The sequence below is a fragment of the Clostridium ihumii AP5 genome (genome assembly GCF_000612845.1).
In the GTDB taxonomy this organism is placed as follows: domain Bacteria; phylum Bacillota; class Clostridia; order Clostridiales; family Clostridiaceae; genus Clostridium_J; species Clostridium_J ihumii.
In genome coordinates this window covers 13,868-38,185 of the sequence record NZ_CCAT010000089.1, presented here as the reverse complement: position 1 = coordinate 38,185, position 24,318 = coordinate 13,868, and the positions used below count along the sequence as shown (strand labels likewise).

Below are 24,318 nucleotides of genomic sequence, written 5' to 3'. Positions count from 1 at the left end.
TTCATTCCCCCATTCATTTGCGGATTCATTCCTCCATTCATTTGTGGATTCATTCCTCCATTCATTTGTGGATTCATTCCTCCATTCATTTGTGGGTTCATTCCTCCATTCATTTGTGGGTTCATTCCTCCATTCATTTGTGGGTTCATTCCTCCATTCATTTGTGGGTTCATTCCTCCATTCATTTGTGGGTTCATTCCTCCATTCATTTGTGGGTTCATTCCCCCATTCATTTGTGGATTCATCCCCCCATTCATTTGATAATTATCGTAATATACTTGCTCATTATCTCTTTTCTTTCTATGTTTATGTTTTCCCATATAATCACCTCTTTAATTAAGATACTTTCTTTTCACTTTAACTAGTCTTATATTTTCAAAATTCTTCTACTCTTATATTTATTTCTTCTACAATGTTTTTCTATAATTCTAAACTCTCCTTTAGTAATCTTAATTTTTGAGTTTATCTTATATGTTTTATAGCTTATATCTATATGTACTAATATATTATCTTAAAAAGCAATCCATGTTTTCACATGGACTGCTAAAAATCTTATCTTTACCTCAAACCCCCCAACATGGGCCATGGTTTTATTGCGATTAGTAATCTTTAGTTTTAAAATATTAACAACAGCAAACTCTTCTACATGGGTAATATGGTATATTATTATTATTATTTCTGTTACGTGAGCAGCAATATATCCATAACCATACTATTAGTATCAATGTCATTGTTGATTTTCCTGCTTCACAATTTGAATTCAATAAGTTTCCTTGATTTAAAATTATTATAACTAACAATAGTAAGAATAATCCTGTACACCTATTGCCATACATAATATCTACTCCTTTCAATCTTTAGTTGATATAGAGTGTAACTATCTATAACATTAGCAAGGTTAATTACAACAGCATTTCATTGCTGGCATACAACATTTCATTGCTGGTCTACAGCATTTCATTGTTGGCATACAGCATTTCATTGTTGGTGCACAACACATCATTTGTTGTGGGTAGTATGGCATAGTATTATTTGCATAATTATTGCATCCTCTATTGCCGCCACAGCATCCACTGCATAATAAGAATAAGAATAGTAATACTAATGCATTCCTTGCTGAGTTATCTTTACAGTTCCTAGTGTTTAATAAGCCTTGATAATAAAATATTGCTATTATCAAAATGATAACACATGGACTCCAGATATTATTACATCCACCACCGTTGTTTCCATAACCATTTCCACATCCAAAGCCAAACATATATTATCCCTCCTTCTATATATTCATTAAATTATGCTAGCATCTTCTTCCGCCGCCCCAAGCAAAGCATATAAATAATAAAATTATTATCCACCAAATCCAAGATCCGCCAAAGCCACCGCAGCCTCCGAAGCCATTTCCGCAGCCAAATCCGTATCCATAGTTTTGTTGTGGTTGTTGTTGAGGCATATAACAACAGATATATTCTTTTTTAGACTTTTTAGATTTTTTATTGCTTCCACAGCAGCAGTCACATGAGCAAACTGGTTCACATACCATTTCACATGGTGAACAGCATGGTGTACAACATGGATTATATGGTGGTTGTTGTGGTTGTTGAGCTGCTCCATAGCCGCCACAGCCAAATCCGCTTCCGCCACATCCACAGAAACAGAAGAATATTAAGAATAATATTATCCATAAGAACCATCCGCCGCCAAAGCCGCCTCTTCTATAACTATTTCCTCCACTGCAGTTACAATTGTTACCGCAACCATTATTGTTGTTGTTGTTACAATTACAATTATTGTTGTCATTTTCACATCCACAGTTTCCACTATATCCATTAGCAGCACTTGAGTTTCCATCGCCTGTGTTTAAACTAGAAATTAAGTTTAATAAAGCATTCATATCCATAAAAAAATTCCTCCCTTTTATTTTTTTATTTCTTTAGTACAATACATACTATGATGTTTTTTCCTTTTTTGACACTTATTTTTATTTTTTATAATATATTCTTTTGTTTCTTATTTTTGTTTTCTGTCGTTTTATAATAATATAATATTTACCATATTTATATTTTGTTACATATTTTTTTAAAATTTTTATAGGATATCAACTTATGTTAACTGAATTTGATTTAAATATTTTTTGTTCTACCTTATTGTAAATTAGAATATTTATATAGAAGTGTACTTTTACCATCATCATTGTATTCATTAGAATAATTAAACATTTTAAATATTCAAGATTGATGTTACAATATGATTATCATTTTTAAAGGAGTGTTTTATTTTATGATACCGATAATACTTGATTTGATCATAATTATTTTAGTATATTGTTCACCATATATATTTTATATGTATAAAATGAACTCTAATAATGATGATTTCAAAATATTTTCATTTAAAAATATATTATTTACTTTGTTTTACGGATTAGTAATCTTAATTTCACCATCAATGTTTGCAAATACACTACCATTCATTATGGTTATAATTACTATTTTTATTATGAAACGTAATAACGATATTGATTATGCTTATTACAAATTTAATGAACTTAAAATATCAGCAGCAATAAAATATTCTCTTGTTGGATATATAATTTCAATTGTAGCCTCAATGATTTGGATTGGCTTATTATCATTGCTAAAAGTAAATTTTAAGCAACAAGAAGTTGTGTCAATGCTTTCAGATTATGATTTAATAACTTTTATAGCTTCAATAGCTCCAATTGTTATATTTGCTCCAATACTAGAGGAATTTGTATTTAGATTTATTTTATTTGAAAAAGTATTTAATAAATTTTTTCCTAAAATATTAGCAGCTATATTATCAAGTTTAATTTTTTCAATAATACATTTTAGTTTAACAGCATTTTTAGTATTATTTACTATAAGTATGATAAATTGCTATTTAGTAGAAAAAAAAGGCTTTTGGTATGCAGTAAGCTTACACACATTGGTTAATTTTATGACTACAATTTCTTTGTTATCTCAAAAACTGATAGCTTAAAAAAAGCAAGATGATTTTGTATAAAATCATCTTGCTTTTTTATTTCTTAAATATATTTTTAAATTTCATCAATTGTATTTTTAGATAACTCTTCTAACAAAGCCTCTTTTCCATCCTTTTTTAAAGATGAAAAGAATAATAATGCTTCGTCTTTAGGCATTTTTAATGTTTCTCTAATTATCTTTTTACTTTTAGCTGCCTCGTTATTAGTAAGCTTATCACGTTTTGTAGCAACTACTATAACCTCATATCCATAATGTTTTATCCAGTTATACATAATTACATCATCATTAGTTGGTTTATGTCTTGAATCCACTAATAATACTATTTTCTTAAGTTGAGGTCTATCAACAAGATATCTCTCCATCATTTTTCCCCAACCTTCTTGTTCCTTCTTAGAAACTTTAGCATATCCATATCCAGGCAAATCAACAAAATAAAATTCATCATTTATTATGAAAAAATTTATAAGTCTTGTTTTACCTGGTGTACCACTTACTTTTACTAATTTTTTTCTATTAGTTAAAGTATTTATTAGTGATGATTTCCCCACATTTGATCGTCCTACAAATGCAAATTCAATTCTATTATCCGTAGGATACTGCTCTTTCTTTACTGCTGATATAAAAAATTCCGATTTCTTAATTTCCATTATTCATCTCTCCAATTAGTGCATTTTTAAGCACATCATCTATTTTATCTACTGGTATAAAGTTAATTTTATTTTTAACTGTTTTAGGTATGTTATCTAAATCTTTCTTGTTTTCTTTTGGCATTATTATTGTATCTATACCCATTCTATATGCAGCTAAACTTTTTTCCTTAAGTCCACCTATAGGAAGTACCCTACCAGTAAGTGTAATTTCTCCTGTCATGGCAACATTATGTTTTACTTTTTTATTGCTAAGTGCAGATACTATAGCTGTTGTCATTGTAACACCAGCAGATGGACCATCTTTTGGTACAGCACCTTCTGGAACATGAATGTGTATATCCTTACTCTTATAAAACTCATCTGTTATTCTAAATCTATCTGAATTAGCTCTTACATAAGTATAAGCTGCTTTTGCAGATTCTTTCATAACATCTCCTAGTTTCCCTGTAAGTTCAAGTTTTCCACTTCCATTCATAACAGTAACTTCTACCGGAAGAGTATCTCCACCATATCCAGTCCATGCAAGTCCTGTTACAACACCTATTTTATCTTCAACATCTAAATCATCATAACTAAATATTGTTGTTCCAAGATATTTAGTTATATTAGTTGTTGAAATTGTAATCTTGCTCTTATCTTTTTCAATCAACTCTTTAATAGCTTTTCTTATTAAAGAAGATAATTTTTGCTCTAAATTTCTAACTCCAGACTCTCTTGTATAGTTTTCTATAACCATTTTAATTGCTGAGTCATAAACTCTTATTTGACCATCATCTACATTATGTTCTTTTAATACTTTAGGCATTAAATGATCCTTAGCTATATGAAATTTTTCTTCTGTTGTATATCCACTTACCTCTATGATTTCCATTCTATCTAAAAGTGGTCTTGATACATTATCAAGTGAGTTTGCTGTAGTAATGAATAAAACTTTAGATAAATCATAATCTAACTCTAAATAATTATCTCTAAATGTATTATTTTGTTCTGGATCTAATACTTCTAAAAGCGCATCCCCTACATTACCCTTGTAATCTGTACCTGTCTTATCTATTTCATCTAACAAAAACACTGGATTTTTAGATCCTGCTTTTTTCATACCACTTATTATTCTTCCTGGAATAGCTCCAACATAAGTCTTTCTATGACCTCTTATCTCAGATTCATCTTTAACTCCACCTAAACTCATTCTTACAAAGTTTCTTCCTATTGAATCTGCAACAGATTTAGCTATAGATGTTTTTCCAACTCCAGGAGGACCAACTAAACATAATATAGGTGCATTTAAACCTTTGCTCATCTTTCTTACCGCTAAATACTCAACGATTCTTTCTTTAACATCTTCCATGCCATAATGTTTTTCATCCAACACTTTTCTTGCATTTTTTATATTTAGATTATCCTTAGTTATATTGTTCCATGGAAGTGCTAACAATGTATCTAAATATGTTTTTACAACAAGACCTTCTTGAGATGAAACCCCGGAACTTTTTAATCTATTCATTTCATAAAGAGCTTTTTCTCTTGCTTCTTTAGGTAATTTAGCTTTAACTATTTTAGATTCATAGGCTTTTATTTCTTTTTCCTCTTCATCATCTTCACCTAATTCTTCTTGCATTGTCTTTATTTGCTCTCTCAAATAGTGTTCTTTTTGTATTTTTCCTATTTTACTTTTTACTCTATTTCCTATTTTCTTTTCTACATTTACAATCTGTATTTCTGTTTTTATAAACATTAATAATTTTTCTAAACGTTCTTTTACATCTATAATATTTAATAACTCTTGTTTCTTATTTTGCTTTAGTGACATATATGTAGCTATAGTATCACATACTCTTCCCAAATTTTCATCATCTTCAACTTCAATTAATATATCAGCTGATGCTTGTGATGTAATATCTAAATAATTTTTAAATGCATCTAATACTGAATTTAAATATGCTATGCCTTCAATATCACCATCGCATTCCTCATTTTCAATTATTTCAACTTCTCCATATATAGTTCTATCATCTTTTATATAGTTTACTATTTTCCCTCTACATTCACCTTCCACTAATACTCTTATATAATCTTCTGGAAGTCTAACTAGTTGTTTTATTTTACATATTGTTCCAATAGTATATATATCTTCTTTCTCTACATCTTCTACTTTTACATCTTTTTGAGATACCAAAAATATTTCTTGATCCTTGGCCATTGCATCATCTAATGCTAAAATAGATTTTTCTCTACCAACATCAAAACTAAGAACATTATATGGAAATATACTTAATCCTCTTAGAGGTATTAAAGGAAGTTTTATCACTTTGTTATCCATTCTTCTCCCCCACTCATTTTTAATTTTAGTCAATAACTTTTTAATATATAGGTTCCCAAGCTAATATTTTAGTTTATACAATCATTAATTGATACTATTAGTTTTGAATTTAATTCATAGTTTTCTTTTTTGATTTAAAACTCTCAACTAAAACACACATAACTTAAAGTTTAAACTTGGTTTCCTATATATCAATTAGATAAATTATTAAAATTTTAAGTCAAAATTATATATCTTACCCTATATTAAGTTAATTTTTATAATTAAAGAAATATATTTTTTCATTCATAACTCTATAAAATCACATATTCCTATTATACTACATATTTTTAAAACTTAAAAAAGTATATAAATAGACTTATATATTATAACTATAAATAAGCTTTTTTTCAATTATACTATTACTTAATTATTTATTATATCTATAAATTTTATATTGATTTTGCCGTAAGCACATCAACATCGCTTTCTTCACAAATATTTGATAATTGTTCATTTGTTTCAAATTTTTCTATTATAGCTTCTTTTAGCACTTCTTTTATATTTACTACAGGTATTATGTTTATACCTTCTATTTGTTTAAAATTTTCTTGCCAATTTTCTTTTGGAATTATAACTTTCGTAGCACCTGATTTTTTAGCTGCTTGAATTTTTGTGTTCACTCCACCTACTGGATTAACATTTCCATGTATAGAAATTTCTCCAGTCATAGCTACCTTATTATCTACTTTAAGTCCTGTTATAGCACTATATATAGCTGTAGTTATGCTAATTCCTGCTGATGGTCCATCTACTATAGTTCCTCCTGGAAAGTTTACATGAATATCATAATCATCTGTATGTATATTAAAAATGCTTTCTATAACTGTAAGTACATTTTCTACTGAACAAAATGCTGTACTTTTTCTTCGCACTTTTTTATTATTTGAGTTAATCTCTTCTTCTTCAACTATTCCTGTTATTTTAAGATTACCTTTTCTTAACTTAGCTGCTGTTGCTGTTGCCTCTATTTCCATCATAATACCTATATTAGCACCATATACAGCTAAACCATTTACAAATCCAACTTTAGGTTCACTTTTTACATTTTTAGTTGGTCTTTTAGTATACTGACCGTTTTCAATAACCCACTCAACATCTGTTACGGTAACTATCTTTCTATCTTCATTTATAGCTATTCCTGATGCTAATTGAATTAAATTAACTGCATCTCTACCATTGCTTGAATACATTCCTACTAACTTACAAGCTTCTCTATCAAGTTCTAATCCTATTTTTTTCATTGCATTTTTAGCTATAATTTCAATTTCTTCTGGCTCTAAGGCTCTAAAAAATATTTCTACACATCTTGATCTAATTGCTGGTGTTATTTCTTCTGGACTCCTAGTTGTCGCACCAATCAATCTAAAATCTGCTGGAAATCCCTCTTCAAATATCTCTTTTATATGTGATGGTATTCTTTGATTATCTGGACTATAATAAGCACTATCTAAAAATACTTTTCTATCTTCTAAAACCTTTAATAATTTATTCATTTCTATAGAATGTAATTCTCCAATTTCATCTATAAAAAGTATTCCTCCGTGAGCTTTAGATACTGCACCCATTTTGGGTTGTGGAACTCCAGCTACTCCTAGAGGACCTGCCCCTTGATATATTGGATCATGCACTGAACCTATTAGAGGGTCTGCAATTCCCCTTTCATCAAATCTTATAGTTGTTGCATCGATTTCTACGAATTTTGCACTTTCTTTAAAAGGCGAATACGCCTTCTTTTTCGCTTCTTCTAAAACAAGTCTTGCTGCAGCTGTTTTTCCTACTCCAGGCGGTCCATAAATTATAATATGTTGGGGATTAGGACCACATATAGCTGCCTTTAATGCTTTTATACCTTTCTCTTGACCTATAATTTCTTCAAATTTACTTGGTCTACTTTTTTCTGTAAGTGGTTCTGTTAAAGATATATTCTTCATGCTTTTTAATTTTTCAATCTCCTCTAAATTATCTTTAGATCCATCAGAGTTGTTGCTTAAAAAACTCTCTTTATTTTTATTACATAAAATATAGATAACTAACATAAATATTGCTATAGAATGCACTACTAATGTTATAACAATTGTTGATTCTCCCATATTTACATTCCTTTCTCAATTATAATTATTTATGTTAGTATTATTTTCATATAAGTAATTTAATATTCTATATAAAAACAAAAATACTACATTTTATCAATGTAGTATTTTTTATATTCTATGCTGGTTCAAGACCTCTATCAGACTTAGCTTTGCTTTCAATCTTTAAAGGTTCTCTTTTCCCATTTTTAGCTTCTATAACCTTTGGCTCTTTATCCTTAATAGTATCTTTTGTTATTATAACTTTTTCAATCTCTTCTCTTGAAGGAATTTCAAACATTATATTTTTCATAGTATCTTCTATTATCGCTCTTAAGCCTCTAGCTCCTGTTTTTCTCTCTATAGCTTCTTTAGCTATCTCCTTCAATGCTTCCTCTTCAAAGTCTAATAAAACATTATCCATTTCGAATAATTTTTTATATTGTTTTACTAGTGCATTTTTAGGTTCACTTAATATACTAACTAATGCTTCTTCATCCAATGCTGCTAGTGTAACTATTATTGGTAATCTTCCTACAAACTCTGGAATTAATCCAAATTTTAATAAATCACCAGGCATAATATCCTTTAACAGTACACCTATATCCTTAATTTCTTTTGCTTGAACATCAGCACCAAATCCCATAGAAGACTTTTGAGTTCTTCTTGAAATTATTTTATCTAATCCATCAAAAGCACCACCACAAATAAATAATATATTAGCTGTATTTATTTGTATAAACTCTTGATGTGGATGTTTTCTTCCACCTTGTGGTGGTACTGAAGCAACTGTTCCTTCTAATATTTTTAGTAATGCTTGTTGAACACCTTCACCAGATACATCACGAGTTATAGATGGATTTTCTGACTTTCTTGCAATTTTATCAATCTCATCTATATAAATAATTCCTTTTTCAGCTCTTTCAACATCATAATCAGAATTTTGAATTAATTTTAATAGTATATTTTCAACATCTTCGCCAACATATCCAGCTTCTGTAAGTGTTGTAGCATCTGCTATAGCAAATGGTACATTTAGCATTTTTGCTAATGTTTGTGCTAATAATGTTTTTCCTGATCCTGTAGGTCCTAGTAATAAAATATTACTTTTTTGAAGCTCAACATCCCCTTCACCTACATTAGAACTAATTCTCTTATAATGATTGTAAACAGCAACTGCTAAAGACTTTTTAGCATCATCTTGACCTACAACATATTGATCTAAATATTTCTTTATTTCTGCTGGTTTTGGTAGAGTAGTGATGTCCATTTGAACACTTTCTTCTCTTTCGTCTACTATTATTTCTGAACATAATTCTATACACTCGTCACATATATAAACACCCGGACCAGCTATAAGTCTTTTAACCTGCTCTTCATTTTTACCACAAAAAGAACATTTTATTTTTTTCTTTTCATCATTTCTTGGCATGTCTTCACCTCTTTAAAATGCTATTTCTTTTTAACTATCACTTCGTCTATTAATCCATATTCTTTTGCTTCTTGTGCACTCATGAAGTAATCTCTCTCAACATCTTTTTTTATTTGTTCAAGAGGTTTACCAGTGTTTTCACTAATAATATGATTTAAGTTTTCTTTTATTTTTATTATTCTTCTAGCATGTATATCTATATCTGTTGCTTGCCCTTGGAATCCACCTAATGGTTGGTGTATCATTATTTCACTATTTGGAAGCGCAAATCTTTTTCCTTTTGCTCCTGAACATAGCAAAAATGCACCCATAGATGCAGCCATTCCTGTACAAATTGTAACAACATCTGGCTTTATATAATTCATAGTATCATATATAGCCATACCATCTGTAATTGATCCGCCTGGACTATTTATATAAAGGTATATATCTTTATCAGGATCTTCTGCTTCTAAGAATAATAATTGTGCAACTACTAATCCTGCACTAGTTGGATTAACTTCTTCGCCTAAAAAAATTATTCTTTCTTTTAAAAGTCTAGAATAAATATCATAAGATCTTTCACCTTTACTTGTTTGTTCTACTACCATTGGAACTAAACTCATATAACTTCCTCCTCTTTGTACTATATTTAGTATAATACAAATACTACACTAATTAATTATTAACTATTTTTAAAGTTTTTAACCAAATAAATATATTTATTTTAAAATAATTGCCAGAATGCATATCTGGCAATTATTTATATAGTCTATATTATTTTTAAACTAGATAGCTTTACTATTTTCAACTAACATTTTTCTTACTTTTTGATCCAATACTTGAACTTCTAAGTATTCTTTTTGATTTTGTACTAACATTTCAGCAGTTTTATCTGCATCTGTTTCACCATAGTACATTTTAGCTATTTCTTCAGCTCTAGTTTTTATTTCTTCTTCTGTTGCTTCCATTTTTTCAACTTCTGCAATTTTGTCAATTACCATTTGAGTTTTTACTTTATTTCTAGCTATTTCTTTCATTTGCTCTCTAAACTCATTTTCATTTGTATTTGTAAATTGGAAATATTTTTCAAGAGTTAGTCCTTGATATTGTAATCTTGTTTCTAAATCTCTTAACATTCCATTGATTTCTCTATTAACCATTGCTTCCGGTATATCAATTGTTGCATTTTCAACAACTGTTGATATGATACCTTCTTCAAATTCTCTTTCTTCTCTTGATTTGCTAGCATTTTCTAATGTTTGTTTCACATCATCTTTAAATTCTTTTAATGTTTCAAACTCAGAAACTTCTTTAGCAAATTCATCATTTATTTCTGGTAATTCTTTTGTTTTTACAGCTTTAATTTTCACTTCAAATCTTGCTGGTTTACCATTTAATTCTTCTATTCCATATTCTTTAGGGAATGTTACATTAACTTCTTTCTCATCTTCAGCTTTTAAACCTACTAATTGATCTTCAAAGTTATCTATGAAAGTACCTGAACCAATTTCTAGTTCATAATCTTTACCTTCTCCACCTTCAAATGCAACTTCTCCAGTAAATCCTTTAAAGTCTATAACAGCTATATCACCTTTTTCTATAGCTTTTTCTTTAACTTCTACTCTTGCATTTTTTTCTTGCATTTCTTTTATTTTATTTTCAACGTCTTCTTCTGTTACGTTATATTCGCTCTTTTTAACTTCTATTCCTTTATAGTCGCCAAGTATAACTTCTGGAGCTACTGGTACATTAGCTATGTATATTAAATCTTTACCTTCTCCAATTTGTTCTACTTCTATTTCAGGATAGTCTACTGGATTTACATTATTCTCTGTTAATGCTGTTCCATATGTTTCTCTATAAATTATATCTAAAGCATCTTCAAATAATACTCCATTACCATAATATTTCTTTACTATGCTATAAGGTGCTTTACCTTTTCTAAATCCTGGTATATTAAATTTCTTAGAATTTTTTGCGAATGCTTTTTTTATAGCGCTATCAAATTTTTCTGCTTCTACTGTTATAGTTAGTTTTACAACGCTCTTTGGCATTTTTTCCATTTTAACGTTCATTCTTATTCTTCCTCCTAATATCTATAAATGAATATTAATCTAATAAATTATAACATATATTGTTTTAATTAGATAGATTATTTATGAACTTTTACTCATCTTATAACCGTATTTTTTATATTTAACTCATAAAACATTGCATCATTTTTTCAAATTATACAATATTTTACCTTATAATGACAAGTACTTATATTTTATTTATTTTGCTATTTCACCTTTAGAATTTAAGTATACAACTTTTCCATCTATATTAATAGCTATTCCTTTCGATTCCACTCCCCCAATTTTTACATCTTTTCCTACAAGTTCATAGTATGGTTTTTGTTCTAAAGTGTTTATATTAGAAGACCATATATATTGATTATTTTCAGAAGATATCCAAGGTAAATAACTTGTATATATTATAGTATCATCACTTACAAATTTAGGTGTACCCATCCATAGGTATCCTTGATTGTTTTCCATAACTGATTCTTTTGTAAAAACTTCACCTTCTGTAGATACATATTCTTTTCTTGTTACATCTTTTACTTTTCCTTCATTATTAATAATATAAGCATTTTGACTAGTCTTTTCTATTAAAAGTAAATTGTGTTTGTTAGGACTTACATCACCTTCAATAGATTTATCAACATCAAAAGATATTATGTTTCCACTTTCATTTTCAACCTGCATTTTTACATTTTTATTTTCTATATTTACAACTACTTCTTTAAGTTTTTCAACTTTACTTTCAGCACTTTCAACCTCTTTATTAGTTTCTTCTTTATCTTTACTTAACTCTTCATTGCTTTCACTACTACTATTTTTTTTCTTTTCATCATTTACAGCCATAATATTAGTTACTTTATCTTTTATAGATGTTGCATATAAAATACCACCACCTACAAAAAAAGCACAAGCTAATATTAATAATATATATCTTCTTCTTCTTTTCTTCATCTGCTTTTGATAATTTTTACTAAACATACTTGGCTTTTTTCTACCCACATTAATACCTCCATCTCTAAATTTAAATTTATATTTATTTTTTTATGTTTCATAAATTACATGTTTGATAATTGATCCAATATAAGGTTTTAAGTTCAAAGTTTAAATAAAATACTTATCAAATGACAATTTTAGAGTTACAAATGTTAATACTATTTTATCTTTAACCAATTTTGAATTAAAAAGTAACACTAACTAGTTTGTATAGTGTTTAATTGATTTACTCTGTAAATTTAAGAAAAATCATTTTTTTAAAATTGAAAATCTAATTTTCACATTCATTATTCATTGTCAATTTTAAAAATATATTAAAAGTTATCATTAAAATTATCAATATGAAATATACTTAACTTTAAATTCAAACTTTGTTTCCTATAAATTCATCAATTTAAGATGTTATTTTCAAAAGCATATATATTCAGTTGATTTTAAAATTAATTTCTCCTTATATTATCTTATTATACATATAAAAAAACAATTAATGTATTTATTATTTTTTTAATTTTAGTATATGTAATTTAATATAAATTTTCTATAAAAGAAAATATTCTAACCTAGATATATTCATTTACATTTTATCATATTCAAATGATTTTTAGTTATATTTCCCCATTTTCATTGAACCCATCACTATATTTCATTTTTCAATTTAAGATATAATCGTTATCATCTGTGTTATATTTTTTTAATCTGTTATATTTTTTGTTGTAATTATTCTAAATTATTTTTCAAATTTTCATTTTTATTTTATTCTTCATTGACCTTTTCAAATCACATTTCCATAAGTACCAATCGGTAAAACAGCTTGTTTTTAAAGAGTTTCATATAATTACTTTCTTATTTGTACAAATTTTGTATTAAATTAAAATTTTTCTGACATTGTAAAAAGGTATTGATTTCTTTCTGTATTAATACTACAATTATAACAGACAAAAAACTTAAACATATAATTACAATAAATAATAAATAAATTATCATCATTAAGTTTAAATTTTAACTTAATGATCCTCAATATTAAAATTTAGTTTATATAATTTAAGGAGGAATAATAAATGTTTAAACAATGGGAAGGTTTCAAAGGTGATCTTTGGCAAGAAGAAATTAATGTTAGAGATTTCATTCAAAAGAACTACACAGTATACGAAGGAGATGAGTCTTTCTTAGCTCCTATAAGCGAAAAAACTTCTAAAGTATGGGATAAAACTCATGCATTAATAATAGAAGAAATAAAAAAAGGAATTATCGACGTAGAAGTTAATGAAGTTTCTGGAATAAACAACTTCGAAGCTGGATACATCGATAAAGATAACGAAGTAATCGTTGGATTACAAACTAATGCTCCACTTAAAAGAATAGTAAATCCATTTGGTGGATTCAGAATGGTTGAGCAATCATTAGAAGCTTATGGATATGAATTAAATCCTGAAATAAATAAATACTTTAATAAATATAGAAAAACTCACAATCAAGGAGTTTTCGATGCTTATACTAAAGAAACAAGAGCTGCTAGAAGCGCTGGTTTATTAACTGGTCTTCCAGATGCATATGGTAGAGGAAGAATCATAGGTGACTATAGAAGACTTGCTCTTTATGGAGTAGATTTCTTAGTAGCACAAAAGAAAGCAGACTTAAACAACATCCAAGGTGCTGCTAATGAAGAAACTATAAGACACAGAGAAGAAGTTTCTGAACAAATCAGAGCTTTAGGACAAATAAAAGAAATGGCTGCATCTTATGGTGTAGATATATCTAAGCCATCATCTAACGCTAGAGAAGCTGTTCAAGCTCTTTACTTTGGATACTTAGCAGCTATAAAAGAAAACAACGGAGCTGCAATGTCTTTAGGAAGAACTAGTACTTTCATGGACATATACTTAGAAAGAGATTTACAAGCTGGAATCATAACTGAAGTTGAAGCTCAAGAAATAATTGACCAACTTGTAATCAAATTAAGAATAGCTAGACATTTAAGAACTCCTGAATATAATGACTTATTCGCTGGAGATCCTAACTGGATAACAGAATCAATCGGTGGTGTGTCTATTAATGGTAAACCATTAGTAACTAAGAACTCTTTCAGATTCTTACACACATTAACTAACCTTGATCCTGCACCAGAACCAAATATGACAGTTTTATGGTCAGAAAAATTACCAAAAGCTTTCAAAGAATATTGTGCTAAAATGTCTATTCAAACTGGATCAATCCAATATGAAAATGACGATTTAATGAGAAATATCTATGGAGACGATTATGGTATAGCTTGCTGTGTTTCAGCTATGGAAATTGGTAAGAGAATGCAATTCTTCGGAGCAAGAATCAACTTAGCTAAAGCTTTATTATACACTCTTAATGGTGGTGTAGATGAGAAAAAAGGAATCAAAGTTATTGAAGGTTTAGAGAAAATAACTGATGATGTTCTTGATTATGCAAAAGTTAAAAAAGCTTACTTCAACGTACTTGAGTACTGTGCAGATTTATATGTAAACACAATGAATACTATTCATTACATGCATGATAAATATGCTTATGAAGCAGGTCAAATGGCTTTACACGATACTGATATTAAGAGATTTATGGCATTCGGAGTTGCTGGACTTTCAGTTGCTGCTGACTCTTTAAGTGCTATAAAATATGCAAAAGTTAAACCTATAAGAAATGAAGAAGGAATCACTGTTGATTTTGAAATCGAAGGAGATTTCCCTAAATACGGAAATGATGATGATAGAGTTGATGATTTAGCAGTAGAATTAATAAACAAATTCTCAGCAATGCTTAAAAAACACCCAACTTACAGAAACGCTGAACATTCATTATCAGCTTTAACTATAACATCAAACGTTGTTTATGGTAAGAAAACAGGATCTACTCCAGATGGAAGAAAAGCTGGAGAAGCATTAGCTCCAGGTGCTAACCCAATGCACGGAAGAGATACAAATGGTGCTTTAGCTTCATTAAACTCTGTTGCTAAAATCCAATATAGAGAATCTTGTCAAGATGGTATATCTAACACATTCTCTATCATCCCAGATGCTCTTGGAAAATCTGAAGATGAAAGAAAACTTAACTTAGCAGCTATATTAGATGGATACTTTGGTCAAAGTGCATTCCACCTAAATGTTAATGTATTAAACAGAGAAACATTATTAGATGCTATGGAAAATCCAGACAACTATCCTACTCTAACAATCAGAGTATCTGGATATGCAGTTAACTTCGTAAGATTAACAAAAGAACAACAATTAGAAGTTATCAACAGAACATTCCATAAATCTATGTAATATAAATTATAAAGCACTACCACTTTGGTAGTGCTTTATATTAAAAAAACTATTATATTTTATATTTTGTATTGAATTTTTCTTTAATAATTAATATAATAGTTTTTTTAGTATAAAGAAATAATCTTTATTAAGGAGATGTGGTATTATGGTAAAAGGTAGAATTCATTCAATTGAAAGTATGGGGCTTGTTGATGGTCCTGGTATAAGAGTTGTAGTATTTATGCAAGGTTGTAAATTAAGATGCGCATATTGCCATAATCCAGATACTTGGACTTTAAATGGTGGCGAAGAATATACAGCTGATGAATTAGTAGCAAAAATTGAAAGATTCAAGCCATTCTTTGAAAGATCTGGCGGTGGTGTTACTTTTTCTGGCGGAGACCCACTTTTCCAAGATGAGTTTTTATTAGAAGCTCTAAAAAAATGTAAAGAAAAAGGCATACATACAACTATAGATACTGCTGGCTATGGTCATGGTAATTATGATGAAATTTTAAAATATACTGACTTAGTTTTGCTTGATGTAAAGCATAAAGACAATGATGGTTATATAGCATTAACTGGTCAAAATACTCATGATGTAAATATATTCCTAGAAGCTCTTAGAAAAAGTGATTGTAGAGTTTGGATAAGACACGTGGTTGTTCCTGGTTATACAGATACTAAAGAACACATGGATAAAATAGCTAAAGTAATAAATGAAGAGATTCCTAATGTAGATAGAATCGATCTTTTACCTTATCATTTATTAGGTGTAAACAAATATGAAGTTCTTGGAATAAAATATAAACTTGATGGTGTTCCAGCCATGGATAAAGAAAAAACTAAGGAACTTCAAGATTACTTAATTTCATTAGTTAACTTTGATAAGAAATAGTAGGTATATCCTACTATTTTTTATTTACTTTAATTTTACAAACATTATTTTATATTTACTAATTAAAAACTTTATGAGATAATATATCTATATTTCAAGAATTGTCAATTAATTCTTGAAATGTAAATTGTAATTACTTTTTTTAAAGGGGGATATTTTAATGAGAGAAAATACACTAGCTTTCGAAAAATTTTTAGAAGAAAGAAAAATACCTATGAATAAAGGTATGAACATAGATGATGTTACAATTTTTGCATTTCCAGATAAGCTAACTATAAATGGAGTTGAGAAACCTGTTCTTGGTGGTGGTGATACTCGTAGAGCTGTAATATCACTTACTGATGATGATACTCTTGCAGATATTTATATTTTCCATATAACTAGTGTTCCTGAAAAAGATGACAAAATTAATTTATATAAAGTATTTAATGATTTAAATTCAACTTATAAATATATATCTTTTTTTGAGGATCAAGGTGTTGTTAGTGCTAAATCTTCTATACCTTTTAATGGTAATTTTAATGCAGAAATAGTTTTCGAAACTTTAAGTGTAATGTTCCATGCTGTTGAAGAAGAATATGCAAAAATTAGAACTTCTCTTAATTTAATAGCTTAAATAAATAACATAAAAAACTCAAGATAAATTTATCTTGAGTTTTTTATGTTATTTATTATATTTCGCCATAAATGATTCTATTTCTTCAACTTCTTTAATTATATCTTTTGATAAATTTTCACATCCATCTGTAGTTATAAGTAAATCGTCTTCTATTCTTACACCTATACCCTCTTCTGCTATATATATTCCTGGTTCATTTGTTATAATCATACCTGGTTCTAAAACTCTATCATATGATCCAACATCATGAGCATCCATTCCTAAGTAATGTCCTATTGAGTGGAAATAGTATTTTCTAACTTCACTTTTATCTTTTATTAACCCTAGTTCAACGCATCCTTTTCCTAATTCTTCCATAGCTACTTTTTCTAAGTCTGCTTTTTTTATTCCTGGTCTTGCTGCTTCTTCCACCTTTTTCATAGCATTTAACACTGCATTGTATACAGCTTTTTGTCTATCAGTAAATTTACCATTTGCAGGGAATGTACGTGATACATCTGCATTATACTCATTATATTGAGCTCCCAAATCTAATAATACTAAACTTTTTTCAGGAATTTCACAATTATTTTCTGAATAATGAAGTGTTGCACCATTAACACCTGAACCAACTATTGTATTGAATGCAGTTTCTTTAACTCCTCTTTTTCTTAATTCATAATCAAAATGTGCTTCTAATTCACACTCCATAATTCCTTCTTTTGCATTTTTAAATATACTATATATTCCCTCTTTAGTTATTTCTATTGCTCTTCTTGTAAGTTCTATCTCTTCTTCTCTTTTTATAGCTCTTAATTCAGCTATAAATTTAAATATATTTTTAACCTTTAAGTATGGATATTTTCTTATTACTTCATCTGCAAATATCATTGGTAAATTAGGTAATTTATCATATTCTTGTCTTTCCAAGTCTAAGTAAATGTTTTCATACTCTATACTTGGATTTGATATTTTTGAGAAATTTTCACTAAATTCATCTAAAAATTTAACATCTTCTATTCCAGTTATTTCTTTTGAATCTTCTAGTGTTGGTTTTTTTCCAATCCATTTTATAAGTTCTGGATTTTGTCTTTCAATATATAAAGTTTCTGATATTACACCTGAAGCTTTTGTTGCTACATATATAGCTTTTTCTCTTTTAAATCCTGTAACATAATAGAAATTTCTATTTGGACAGAAACTATATTTATCATCAGCTGATTTATAAGGTGCTTCACCTGCAAAAAGAACTACTATAGAATTCTCCTCTATTTTACTTAATAAATTTTCTCTATTTTTTATAAAAAAACTTTTATCCATAATAAACTCCCCCACTAATACTTTAAAATTTTTCATATTTTTATAATATTGTAACATTTTTGTTAACTAATTTCTACATTTTTCTAATATCCTTCTATATAAATTCAAATTTTATACTAAATATTCTTTATTTGTAGTATATTGACTTAAAATTTTGATATTTTATATTTTTCAACTTAAAAACCCCTATGCTTAATACATAAGGGTTTTTTTTAATAAAACATAATAAAGTCTGGTATTTTTATAACTTCATTCTCTTTACCAGTATCATATTGTTCTTTTAATCGAATTATTTTATTGTAATTATCTTTTATTGTTTTTCTTGTATAATCATCATCAGTATCTTTTAATAAATTAAACGCTTTTGTAAAGTTTTCTTTTGCCTTTGTAATATCACTTTGAACTATTATATAATAGCAACCTAAATTGTTTATAGTTAATATATCATTTTTGTCTAATTGATATGCCTTATTGATCTCATTTAATGCTTCACTATTCTTATTTAAAATGATATAAGTTGTCCCAAGAGTTCTAAAATATTCTTTATTTTTTGAGTCTTTACTTATGCATTCTTTTAAAAATTTCACGGCTTGTTCATAGTTATGGTTTTCTAAATATAATTTAGAAATTTTATATTTTAGTTCTATATCATTTACATCAATAATTGATGCAAATGTCAAATCATCTAATGCATAAGATGCATTATTTAAATTGTACCAACTATATTCTCCACTTTTCACATATACATAACTATTGTATGGCTCTAAATACTTTGAATGATATAAATACGGAAGTGCTTTATCTGGCTCCCCTTTTAACTCCCATATACTAGGTGCCAAAGTAATATAGTTATTTATATATTTATTATTTGCATTCATTGATTTTTTAAAATATTTGCTAGCATTTTCTATATCATTTTTTTTAAGATAATTTGATGCTATTAAATTATTTACTACGTAACTTTTAGGATTTTTTTGTAATAACTTTTCACATATTTCATTTACTTTTTCTTTATTACCCTTAATTTCCTCTAAATTTAATTCTAAAACTTCTGGAATTATAAAATTCTTATCATTTTCTATACTCTCAATTAATTTATATGATTTTTCTAGATCATTATTATTTAAATAAATTTTTGCAAGCATCATTTTGTAGCAACTATTTTCCTCATCACTTTTTAAGGCTTCTAAAATTAAATTTAATACATCTTTATTCCTACTGTATTCATCATTTACTATTTCATATACTCTTATTTCATTTTTATCCTTTTTAAATGCATCATTTAAAAGTTTTAGTCCATTATTTAAATCTCCTAATATGAACGACATATTGGCTTTTTCACATAAATCATATGCTGTTTTTCCATTATAATCATCAATTATCTTTTTAGCTTTTTCTTTATTATTATTTATAATATAAGCCGAAAACATAATTTCCTGCATATTTTTATTTTCCGGGAATTTTTTCAGATATTCTTCGCTATTTATTACAAATTCATTTATTTCATTTTCACTAACTGCTCCACTAGCAATTTTATTTTTTAACATAACAAATTTATTATTTAGAATAATAGCATGAGCTTCACCATTAATATCATTTTTTTCTAAAGCCTTGTCAATATATTTATCTGCATTATCAAACTCTTCCTTTAAAACATAAACTTCACTTATTTTAGCTGACCATAATGCATTATCCTTATCCTTTTTTTCTGCTGTTTCATATGTTTTAATTGCATCATCTAACTGTAAAGTATAAAAATATTCTTCACCCTTCTTTATATATTTATCTTTAATATCAACTCTTTGTTTAATGAAAAATATGCCTATTAGAACTAAAATTATTAGTAAAACTATCACAATTGCTTTTTTGGCATATAGCCTTATATTCATATATTTCCTCCTTATTTGCTATTTCATATGTTAATTTTATCAAATGCAGCACAAAAAATCTACTTAACACCATTCATAGTGTTCCAAAGTCTATTTTAAATTTATACCTTTATTTACTTTGAACTTTCATTTTTTTGTTTTATTATAATTTTAATTTTTAATATAACCATAAATTTAAATGTACTGTATCATATGTATTTCTTTGTGTAGAAAAGCTTTCTTTAAAATGTTATAATAATTTAGTTATTAAGTATGTTTATATGATAGTGAGTAATTTAAACTATTCACTAAAATTCATTAATAACTTCTAAGTATTTTTGTAAAGGAGTGTTTAATATTAAGATTAATTCTTTTTTAAGTATAATATCAGCTAAATTAATAAGATTTCTTTCTAAGCTTTTATCAAAAGGAGGTTCGAACTTTCCTGGAAAAGTTGCTTTAAAATTTGATAAACATATATTAAAAACTGTTGCAAAAGATTATACCGTTATATTAATAACTGGAACAAACGGAAAAACTACTACAACAAATATGGTATACAATATTTTAAAAGCTAACAATGTAGATGTTATAACAAATAGTACTGGAGCAAATATGCTTCCTGGAATAACATCTTGTTTTATACATAACTACAAATTCTTCAAAGATAATTCTAATAGATATGCTGTTATAGAAGCGGATGAAGCATATGTTCCTTTAATAACAGAAGACATTAAACCAAAAATAATATCTATTACTAATTTATTTAGAGATCAACTAGATCGCTATGGAGAAATACATACCACATATAATAAAATATTTAGTGGAATCGAAAAGACACCATCTACTACATTAGTTTTAAATGGTGATGAATCACTATTTGGAAAATTATCTGTAAAAAACAAAATAGTTTATTATGGATTTAGTACTCCAATTTCTAAAAATGCAAGTATCAGTATAAATGCTGATAATAAATTTTGTAAATGTTGTAAGTCACCTTATGAATATAATTTTGTAACTTACAATCATTTAGGTGATTATTATTGTAACAATTGTGGTTATAAACGACCTAATTTAAATTATTCTGTAGAAGAAATATTAGATTTAAATCCTAATGGTTCTAATGTTGTTATAAATGGTGATAGTATTTCTATAAATCAAGCTGGCGAATATAACATATACAATGGACTTTGTGCTTATTCAATAGCAAAAGAACTTAATATAGGTACTAGCATTATCTCTAAAACACTTGCAAATCAAGAAAGTAGTTTTGGAAGACAAGAAAGCATAGATTTCGATGGTAAAGATTTAAAAATAATATTAGTTAAAAACCCTGCTGGTTATGATCAAGCAGTAAATACTATAATGCTTGATAAAAAAGAAATAAATTTAGTGCTTCTTCTTAATGATAAATATGCAGATGGTAGAGATGTTTCATGGATTTGGGATGTTAATTTTGAAGAACTTAATAATTTAAGTATAGATAAAGTTGTCATATCTGGTAGTCGATTATACGATATGGCTGTACGATTAAAAATTGCTGGATTTGATACTGAAAAGTTCATACTTTGCGAAGATGATGAAACTTTACTAAGTAGCTTAAAATCATTAAATAGTAATACAACTTATGTTTTAGCTACATATACAGCAATGTTAAACATAAGAAAACTTCTTCATGAAAAAGGTTATATCGATAAAATATGGTAAAGGATGTGATTTATATGGAACTTAACATATGTCATTTATATCCAGATTTATTAAATGTTTATGGTGATGTTGGTAATGTTTTAATTTTAAAACATAGAGCTGAAAAAAGAAACATAAAAGTAAACATATTTAATGTTTCTGTAAATGATAATTTTGATGAAAATTTATACGACATCGTCTTTTTTGGTGGTGGTCAAGATTATGAGCAGTCTATTGTTTCAAAAGACTTAATTGAGAATAAAAAAACCTCTATAAGTACTTACATTGAAAATGGTAAAGTATTTTTAAGCATCTGTGGAGGATATCAATTATTAGGTAAATATTATACAACTCCAGATGGTGATAAACTTACTGGTTTAGATATTTTAGATATATATACAGAAGCTGGTGACACTAGATTTATCGGAAATACAGTTATATATAATGAAGATTTTAATGAAACTTATGTAGGTTTTGAAAATCATTCTGGTAAAACTTTTACAAATAATTTAAAGCCTTTAGGTGTTGTTAAAGCAGGATATGGTAATAATGGCGAAGATAAAAAAGAAGGTTGTATTTATAAAAATACTTTCTGTACTTATTTCCATGGAAGTTTATTATCTAAAAATCCTGAATTAGCTGATAGATTAATTACTCTTGCATTGCAAAATAAATATATTGATTCAGAAATATGTTTAACTGCATTAGATGATAGCTTAGAAATGAAAGCTAAAAAGTTCATTGTCAACCGTGAATTAAATTAGCTACTTTATATTAAAAAATTTAAAGAGCTTATCTTAAATCAAACTGATTATAGATAAGCTCTTTTTGTAAATTAAATTTTCTTTTCTAATTGTAATGCTAAATTAAAAAACTTTATGGATTCTGATACATCACCTAATTTATGATACATATTTCCCATTTCTAAATATCGTTTATAAAGTTTATTATTAGAACCGCACTTTAGTAAAACATCTAATGATAAATTCATGTATGTTTCAGACATTGCATAATTCCCTTGTATTTGCAATAATATAGCCTTATAATAATATGCACTTTCAATAAAATTGCTACTATTTAAGTTTATTGCATAATTTAACAACTCATCAGATACTTCTTGAGCCAACTCTAATAAATTATTTTTTATTAGAACTTCTATAGTTGCAACTAAAAGTAAACATTTCTTTTCCTTATTATCCTCTGGACATATTTTAAGACTTTCCACTATACATTCTTTTCCTTTTTCATACTCCTTATTTTTTAGAAGTATTTCTCCAAAATTATGAAGTGAAGTTGAATATCTTTCTGGAGTATTTTTTTGATATTTATATACTTCCTCTTTATATTCTTCAAATTCCTTATAATTTTTCATATGAAGTGCCAATAATCCAAATAACTGGAATATTGTACCTTTAAAAGTTTCATTCTCACAGTATGGAACTAACCCTTTTAATTCACTACAAATCTTAGTGACATTTTCATAATCCTCTAACATTAGATATGTAGAAGCTTCATTGTATGTAGCTCTTATTAATTCTGTCTTATCTTCTAAATCTAATTCTATAAGTCTATTTCTTGCACTATTATAATAGCTTATAGCTTGTGTTCTTTCTCCATTTAATGCTAAGTACGTTGCTATATCTATATAGTATCTTAATTGATAAAACTCTTCATTTCCTTTTTTACATAAATCATAATATCTTGGTATTATAGTTCTAAGTTCATCAAATTTTCTTTTAAACATATATGAAGAAAATAATAAATGCATAATCTCGCAGCATAAATCATATGCTTTATATTTCTCTGCATATTCCAAATTATATAAAACATCTTCAAAATACTCATTATAGAACTCATTATTTTCTTTACATTTTTTAAATTTTTTAATATTATCAACTAATTGATCTTTTACTCCATGAAGTAAATATTTTATATCCAACTGTAATTTTTCACTTATATAGTCCAATATCCATCTTTCCGGTTCAACTTTATTGTTTTCTATACAACTCATTTTTGAAACAGAAATTTTATCTTCACATATATCTTTTAAAGTTAACCCTTTATATATTCTAGATCTTTTTATCTTTTCTCCTATAGATAATATTTCAACAGTCATCCTC

At 27.3% G+C, this 24,318-nt stretch carries 20 protein-coding genes; 6 read left to right on the top strand and 14 right to left on the bottom strand.

What is annotated here, in order from left to right; translation table 11 throughout:
* The 4 genes from BN346_RS19750 to BN346_RS22150 all read right to left on the bottom strand — a co-directional run.
* On the bottom strand, positions 1 to 320 hold a 320-nt coding region (locus BN346_RS19750; protein ID WP_040330835.1), incomplete at its 3' end, for a hypothetical protein.
* A gap of 303 nt (positions 321 to 623) precedes the next feature.
* Positions 624 to 836 (bottom strand): hypothetical protein, encoded by a 213-nt coding sequence (locus tag BN346_RS19745; RefSeq protein WP_040330834.1) that lies wholly within the window; start codon positions 834 to 836, stop codon positions 624 to 626.
* Between the two features lie 62 nt (positions 837 to 898).
* The gene (locus tag BN346_RS21995; protein WP_040330833.1) at positions 899 to 1,261 is read right to left on the bottom strand and encodes a hypothetical protein; all 363 of its coding nucleotides are present in this window, start codon (positions 1,259 to 1,261) and stop codon (positions 899 to 901) included.
* Positions 1,262 to 1,297: 36 nt separating this feature from the next.
* The gene (locus BN346_RS22150; protein WP_040330832.1) at positions 1,298 to 1,897 is read right to left on the bottom strand and encodes a hypothetical protein; all 600 of its coding nucleotides are present in this window, start codon (positions 1,895 to 1,897) and stop codon (positions 1,298 to 1,300) included.
* Between the two features lie 380 nt (positions 1,898 to 2,277).
* Between BN346_RS22150 and BN346_RS19730 the strand changes: the two genes are divergently transcribed.
* Positions 2,278 to 3,000, top strand: a complete 723-nt coding sequence (locus BN346_RS19730; RefSeq protein WP_040330831.1) for a CPBP family intramembrane glutamic endopeptidase — start codon at positions 2,278 to 2,280, stop codon at positions 2,998 to 3,000.
* Between the two features lie 58 nt (positions 3,001 to 3,058).
* Here the strand turns inward: BN346_RS19730 and yihA are convergent, their stop codons facing one another.
* The 7 genes from yihA to BN346_RS19695 form a co-directional block, all read right to left on the bottom strand.
* Positions 3,059 to 3,652 carry a ribosome biogenesis GTP-binding protein YihA/YsxC gene (gene yihA / locus BN346_RS19725; protein WP_040330830.1) on the bottom strand — a complete coding sequence of 198 codons (594 nt, stop codon included), beginning with the start codon at positions 3,650 to 3,652 and terminating at the stop codon, positions 3,059 to 3,061.
* Positions 3,642 to 5,975: an endopeptidase La gene (gene lon, locus BN346_RS19720; RefSeq protein WP_040330829.1), complete on the bottom strand. Its 2,334-nt coding sequence runs from the start codon at positions 5,973 to 5,975 to the stop codon at positions 3,642 to 3,644. The genes yihA and lon overlap by 11 nt, the downstream gene beginning before the upstream one ends.
* 431 nt (positions 5,976 to 6,406) lie before the next feature.
* On the bottom strand, positions 6,407 to 8,086 hold the full coding sequence (gene lonB / locus BN346_RS19715) for an ATP-dependent protease LonB (protein WP_423219662.1): 1,680 nt from the start codon (positions 8,084 to 8,086) through the stop codon (positions 6,407 to 6,409).
* Positions 8,087 to 8,225: 139 nt separating this feature from the next.
* Entirely contained in the window at positions 8,226 to 9,518 is a 1,293-nt protein-coding gene (gene clpX / locus BN346_RS19710; protein WP_040330827.1) for an ATP-dependent Clp protease ATP-binding subunit ClpX, read from the bottom strand.
* 20 nt (positions 9,519 to 9,538) lie between these two features.
* Positions 9,539 to 10,123: an ATP-dependent Clp endopeptidase proteolytic subunit ClpP gene (gene clpP, locus BN346_RS19705; RefSeq protein WP_040330826.1), complete on the bottom strand. Its 585-nt coding sequence runs from the start codon at positions 10,121 to 10,123 to the stop codon at positions 9,539 to 9,541.
* Positions 10,124 to 10,285: 162 nt separating this feature from the next.
* Positions 10,286 to 11,575, bottom strand: coding sequence for a trigger factor (gene tig, locus BN346_RS19700; protein WP_040330825.1), 1,290 nt, complete (start codon positions 11,573 to 11,575; stop codon positions 10,286 to 10,288).
* 198 nt (positions 11,576 to 11,773) lie between these two features.
* Positions 11,774 to 12,565, bottom strand: a complete 792-nt coding sequence (locus tag BN346_RS19695; protein WP_040330824.1) for a hypothetical protein — start codon at positions 12,563 to 12,565, stop codon at positions 11,774 to 11,776.
* 1,052 nt (positions 12,566 to 13,617) lie between these two features.
* Between BN346_RS19695 and pflB the strand changes: the two genes are divergently transcribed.
* From pflB to BN346_RS19680, 3 genes are all read left to right on the top strand, one after another.
* On the top strand, positions 13,618 to 15,846 hold the full coding sequence (pflB, locus tag BN346_RS19690; RefSeq protein ID WP_040330823.1) for a formate C-acetyltransferase: 2,229 nt from the start codon (positions 13,618 to 13,620) through the stop codon (positions 15,844 to 15,846).
* 148 nt (positions 15,847 to 15,994) lie between these two features.
* Positions 15,995 to 16,726: a pyruvate formate-lyase-activating protein gene (gene pflA / locus BN346_RS19685; RefSeq protein WP_040330822.1), complete on the top strand. Its 732-nt coding sequence runs from the start codon at positions 15,995 to 15,997 to the stop codon at positions 16,724 to 16,726.
* Between the two features lie 160 nt (positions 16,727 to 16,886).
* A complete protein-coding gene (locus BN346_RS19680; protein WP_040330821.1) occupies positions 16,887 to 17,342 on the top strand; it encodes a hypothetical protein in 456 nt (151 codons plus the stop codon).
* 48 nt (positions 17,343 to 17,390) lie between these two features.
* Here the strand turns inward: BN346_RS19680 and BN346_RS19675 are convergent, their stop codons facing one another.
* Complete coding sequence (locus tag BN346_RS19675) at positions 17,391 to 18,644, bottom strand: aminopeptidase P family protein (protein WP_040330819.1); 1,254 nt, start codon at positions 18,642 to 18,644, stop codon at positions 17,391 to 17,393.
* 212 nt (positions 18,645 to 18,856) lie between these two features.
* Positions 18,857 to 20,533 (bottom strand): tetratricopeptide repeat protein, encoded by a 1,677-nt coding sequence (locus BN346_RS19670; RefSeq protein ID WP_040330818.1) that lies wholly within the window; start codon positions 20,531 to 20,533, stop codon positions 18,857 to 18,859.
* Between the two features lie 327 nt (positions 20,534 to 20,860).
* Here BN346_RS19670 and BN346_RS19665 point away from each other — a divergent pair, with 327 nt between their 5' ends.
* On the top strand, positions 20,861 to 22,219 hold the full coding sequence (locus BN346_RS19665; RefSeq protein WP_040330817.1) for a MurT ligase domain-containing protein: 1,359 nt from the start codon (positions 20,861 to 20,863) through the stop codon (positions 22,217 to 22,219).
* 14 nt (positions 22,220 to 22,233) lie between these two features.
* The gene (locus BN346_RS19660) at positions 22,234 to 22,962 is read left to right on the top strand and encodes a type 1 glutamine amidotransferase (RefSeq protein WP_040330816.1); all 729 of its coding nucleotides are present in this window, start codon (positions 22,234 to 22,236) and stop codon (positions 22,960 to 22,962) included.
* Between the two features lie 71 nt (positions 22,963 to 23,033).
* Here the strand turns inward: BN346_RS19660 and BN346_RS19655 are convergent, their stop codons facing one another.
* Positions 23,034 to 24,314, bottom strand: coding sequence for a transcriptional regulator (locus BN346_RS19655; RefSeq protein ID WP_040330814.1), 1,281 nt, complete (start codon positions 24,312 to 24,314; stop codon positions 23,034 to 23,036).
* Between the last annotated feature and the right edge of the window lie 4 nt (positions 24,315 to 24,318).

What these genes read in the sequence shown, in the direction of transcription:
- clpX (WP_040330827.1), bottom strand. Translation starts at nt 9,518, where the DNA reads ATGCCAAGAAATGATGAAAAGAAAAAAATAAAATGTTCTTTTTGTGGT.
- tig (WP_040330825.1), bottom strand. Translation starts at nt 11,575, where the DNA reads ATGAACGTTAAAATGGAAAAAATGCCAAAGAGCGTTGTAAAACTAACT.
- pflB (WP_040330823.1), top strand. Translation starts at nt 13,618, where the DNA reads ATGTTTAAACAATGGGAAGGTTTCAAAGGTGATCTTTGGCAAGAAGAA.
- BN346_RS19675 (WP_040330819.1), bottom strand. Translation starts at nt 18,644, where the DNA reads ATGGATAAAAGTTTTTTTATAAAAAATAGAGAAAATTTATTAAGTAAA.
- pflA (WP_040330822.1), top strand. Translation starts at nt 15,995, where the DNA reads ATGGTAAAAGGTAGAATTCATTCAATTGAAAGTATGGGGCTTGTTGAT.
- BN346_RS22150 (WP_040330832.1), bottom strand. Translation starts at nt 1,897, where the DNA reads ATGGATATGAATGCTTTATTAAACTTAATTTCTAGTTTAAACACAGGC.
- lon (WP_040330829.1), bottom strand. Translation starts at nt 5,975, where the DNA reads ATGGATAACAAAGTGATAAAACTTCCTTTAATACCTCTAAGAGGATTA.
- yihA (WP_040330830.1), bottom strand. Translation starts at nt 3,652, where the DNA reads ATGGAAATTAAGAAATCGGAATTTTTTATATCAGCAGTAAAGAAAGAG.
- BN346_RS21995 (WP_040330833.1), bottom strand. Translation starts at nt 1,261, where the DNA reads ATGTTTGGCTTTGGATGTGGAAATGGTTATGGAAACAACGGTGGTGGA.
- BN346_RS19655 (WP_040330814.1), bottom strand. Translation starts at nt 24,314, where the DNA reads ATGACTGTTGAAATATTATCTATAGGAGAAAAGATAAAAAGATCTAGA.
- BN346_RS19730 (WP_040330831.1), top strand. Translation starts at nt 2,278, where the DNA reads ATGATACCGATAATACTTGATTTGATCATAATTATTTTAGTATATTGT.
- BN346_RS19745 (WP_040330834.1), bottom strand. Translation starts at nt 836, where the DNA reads ATGTATGGCAATAGGTGTACAGGATTATTCTTACTATTGTTAGTTATA.
- clpP (WP_040330826.1), bottom strand. Translation starts at nt 10,123, where the DNA reads ATGAGTTTAGTTCCAATGGTAGTAGAACAAACAAGTAAAGGTGAAAGA.
- BN346_RS19680 (WP_040330821.1), top strand. Translation starts at nt 16,887, where the DNA reads ATGAGAGAAAATACACTAGCTTTCGAAAAATTTTTAGAAGAAAGAAAA.
- BN346_RS19670 (WP_040330818.1), bottom strand. Translation starts at nt 20,533, where the DNA reads ATGAATATAAGGCTATATGCCAAAAAAGCAATTGTGATAGTTTTACTA.
- BN346_RS19660 (WP_040330816.1), top strand. Translation starts at nt 22,234, where the DNA reads ATGGAACTTAACATATGTCATTTATATCCAGATTTATTAAATGTTTAT.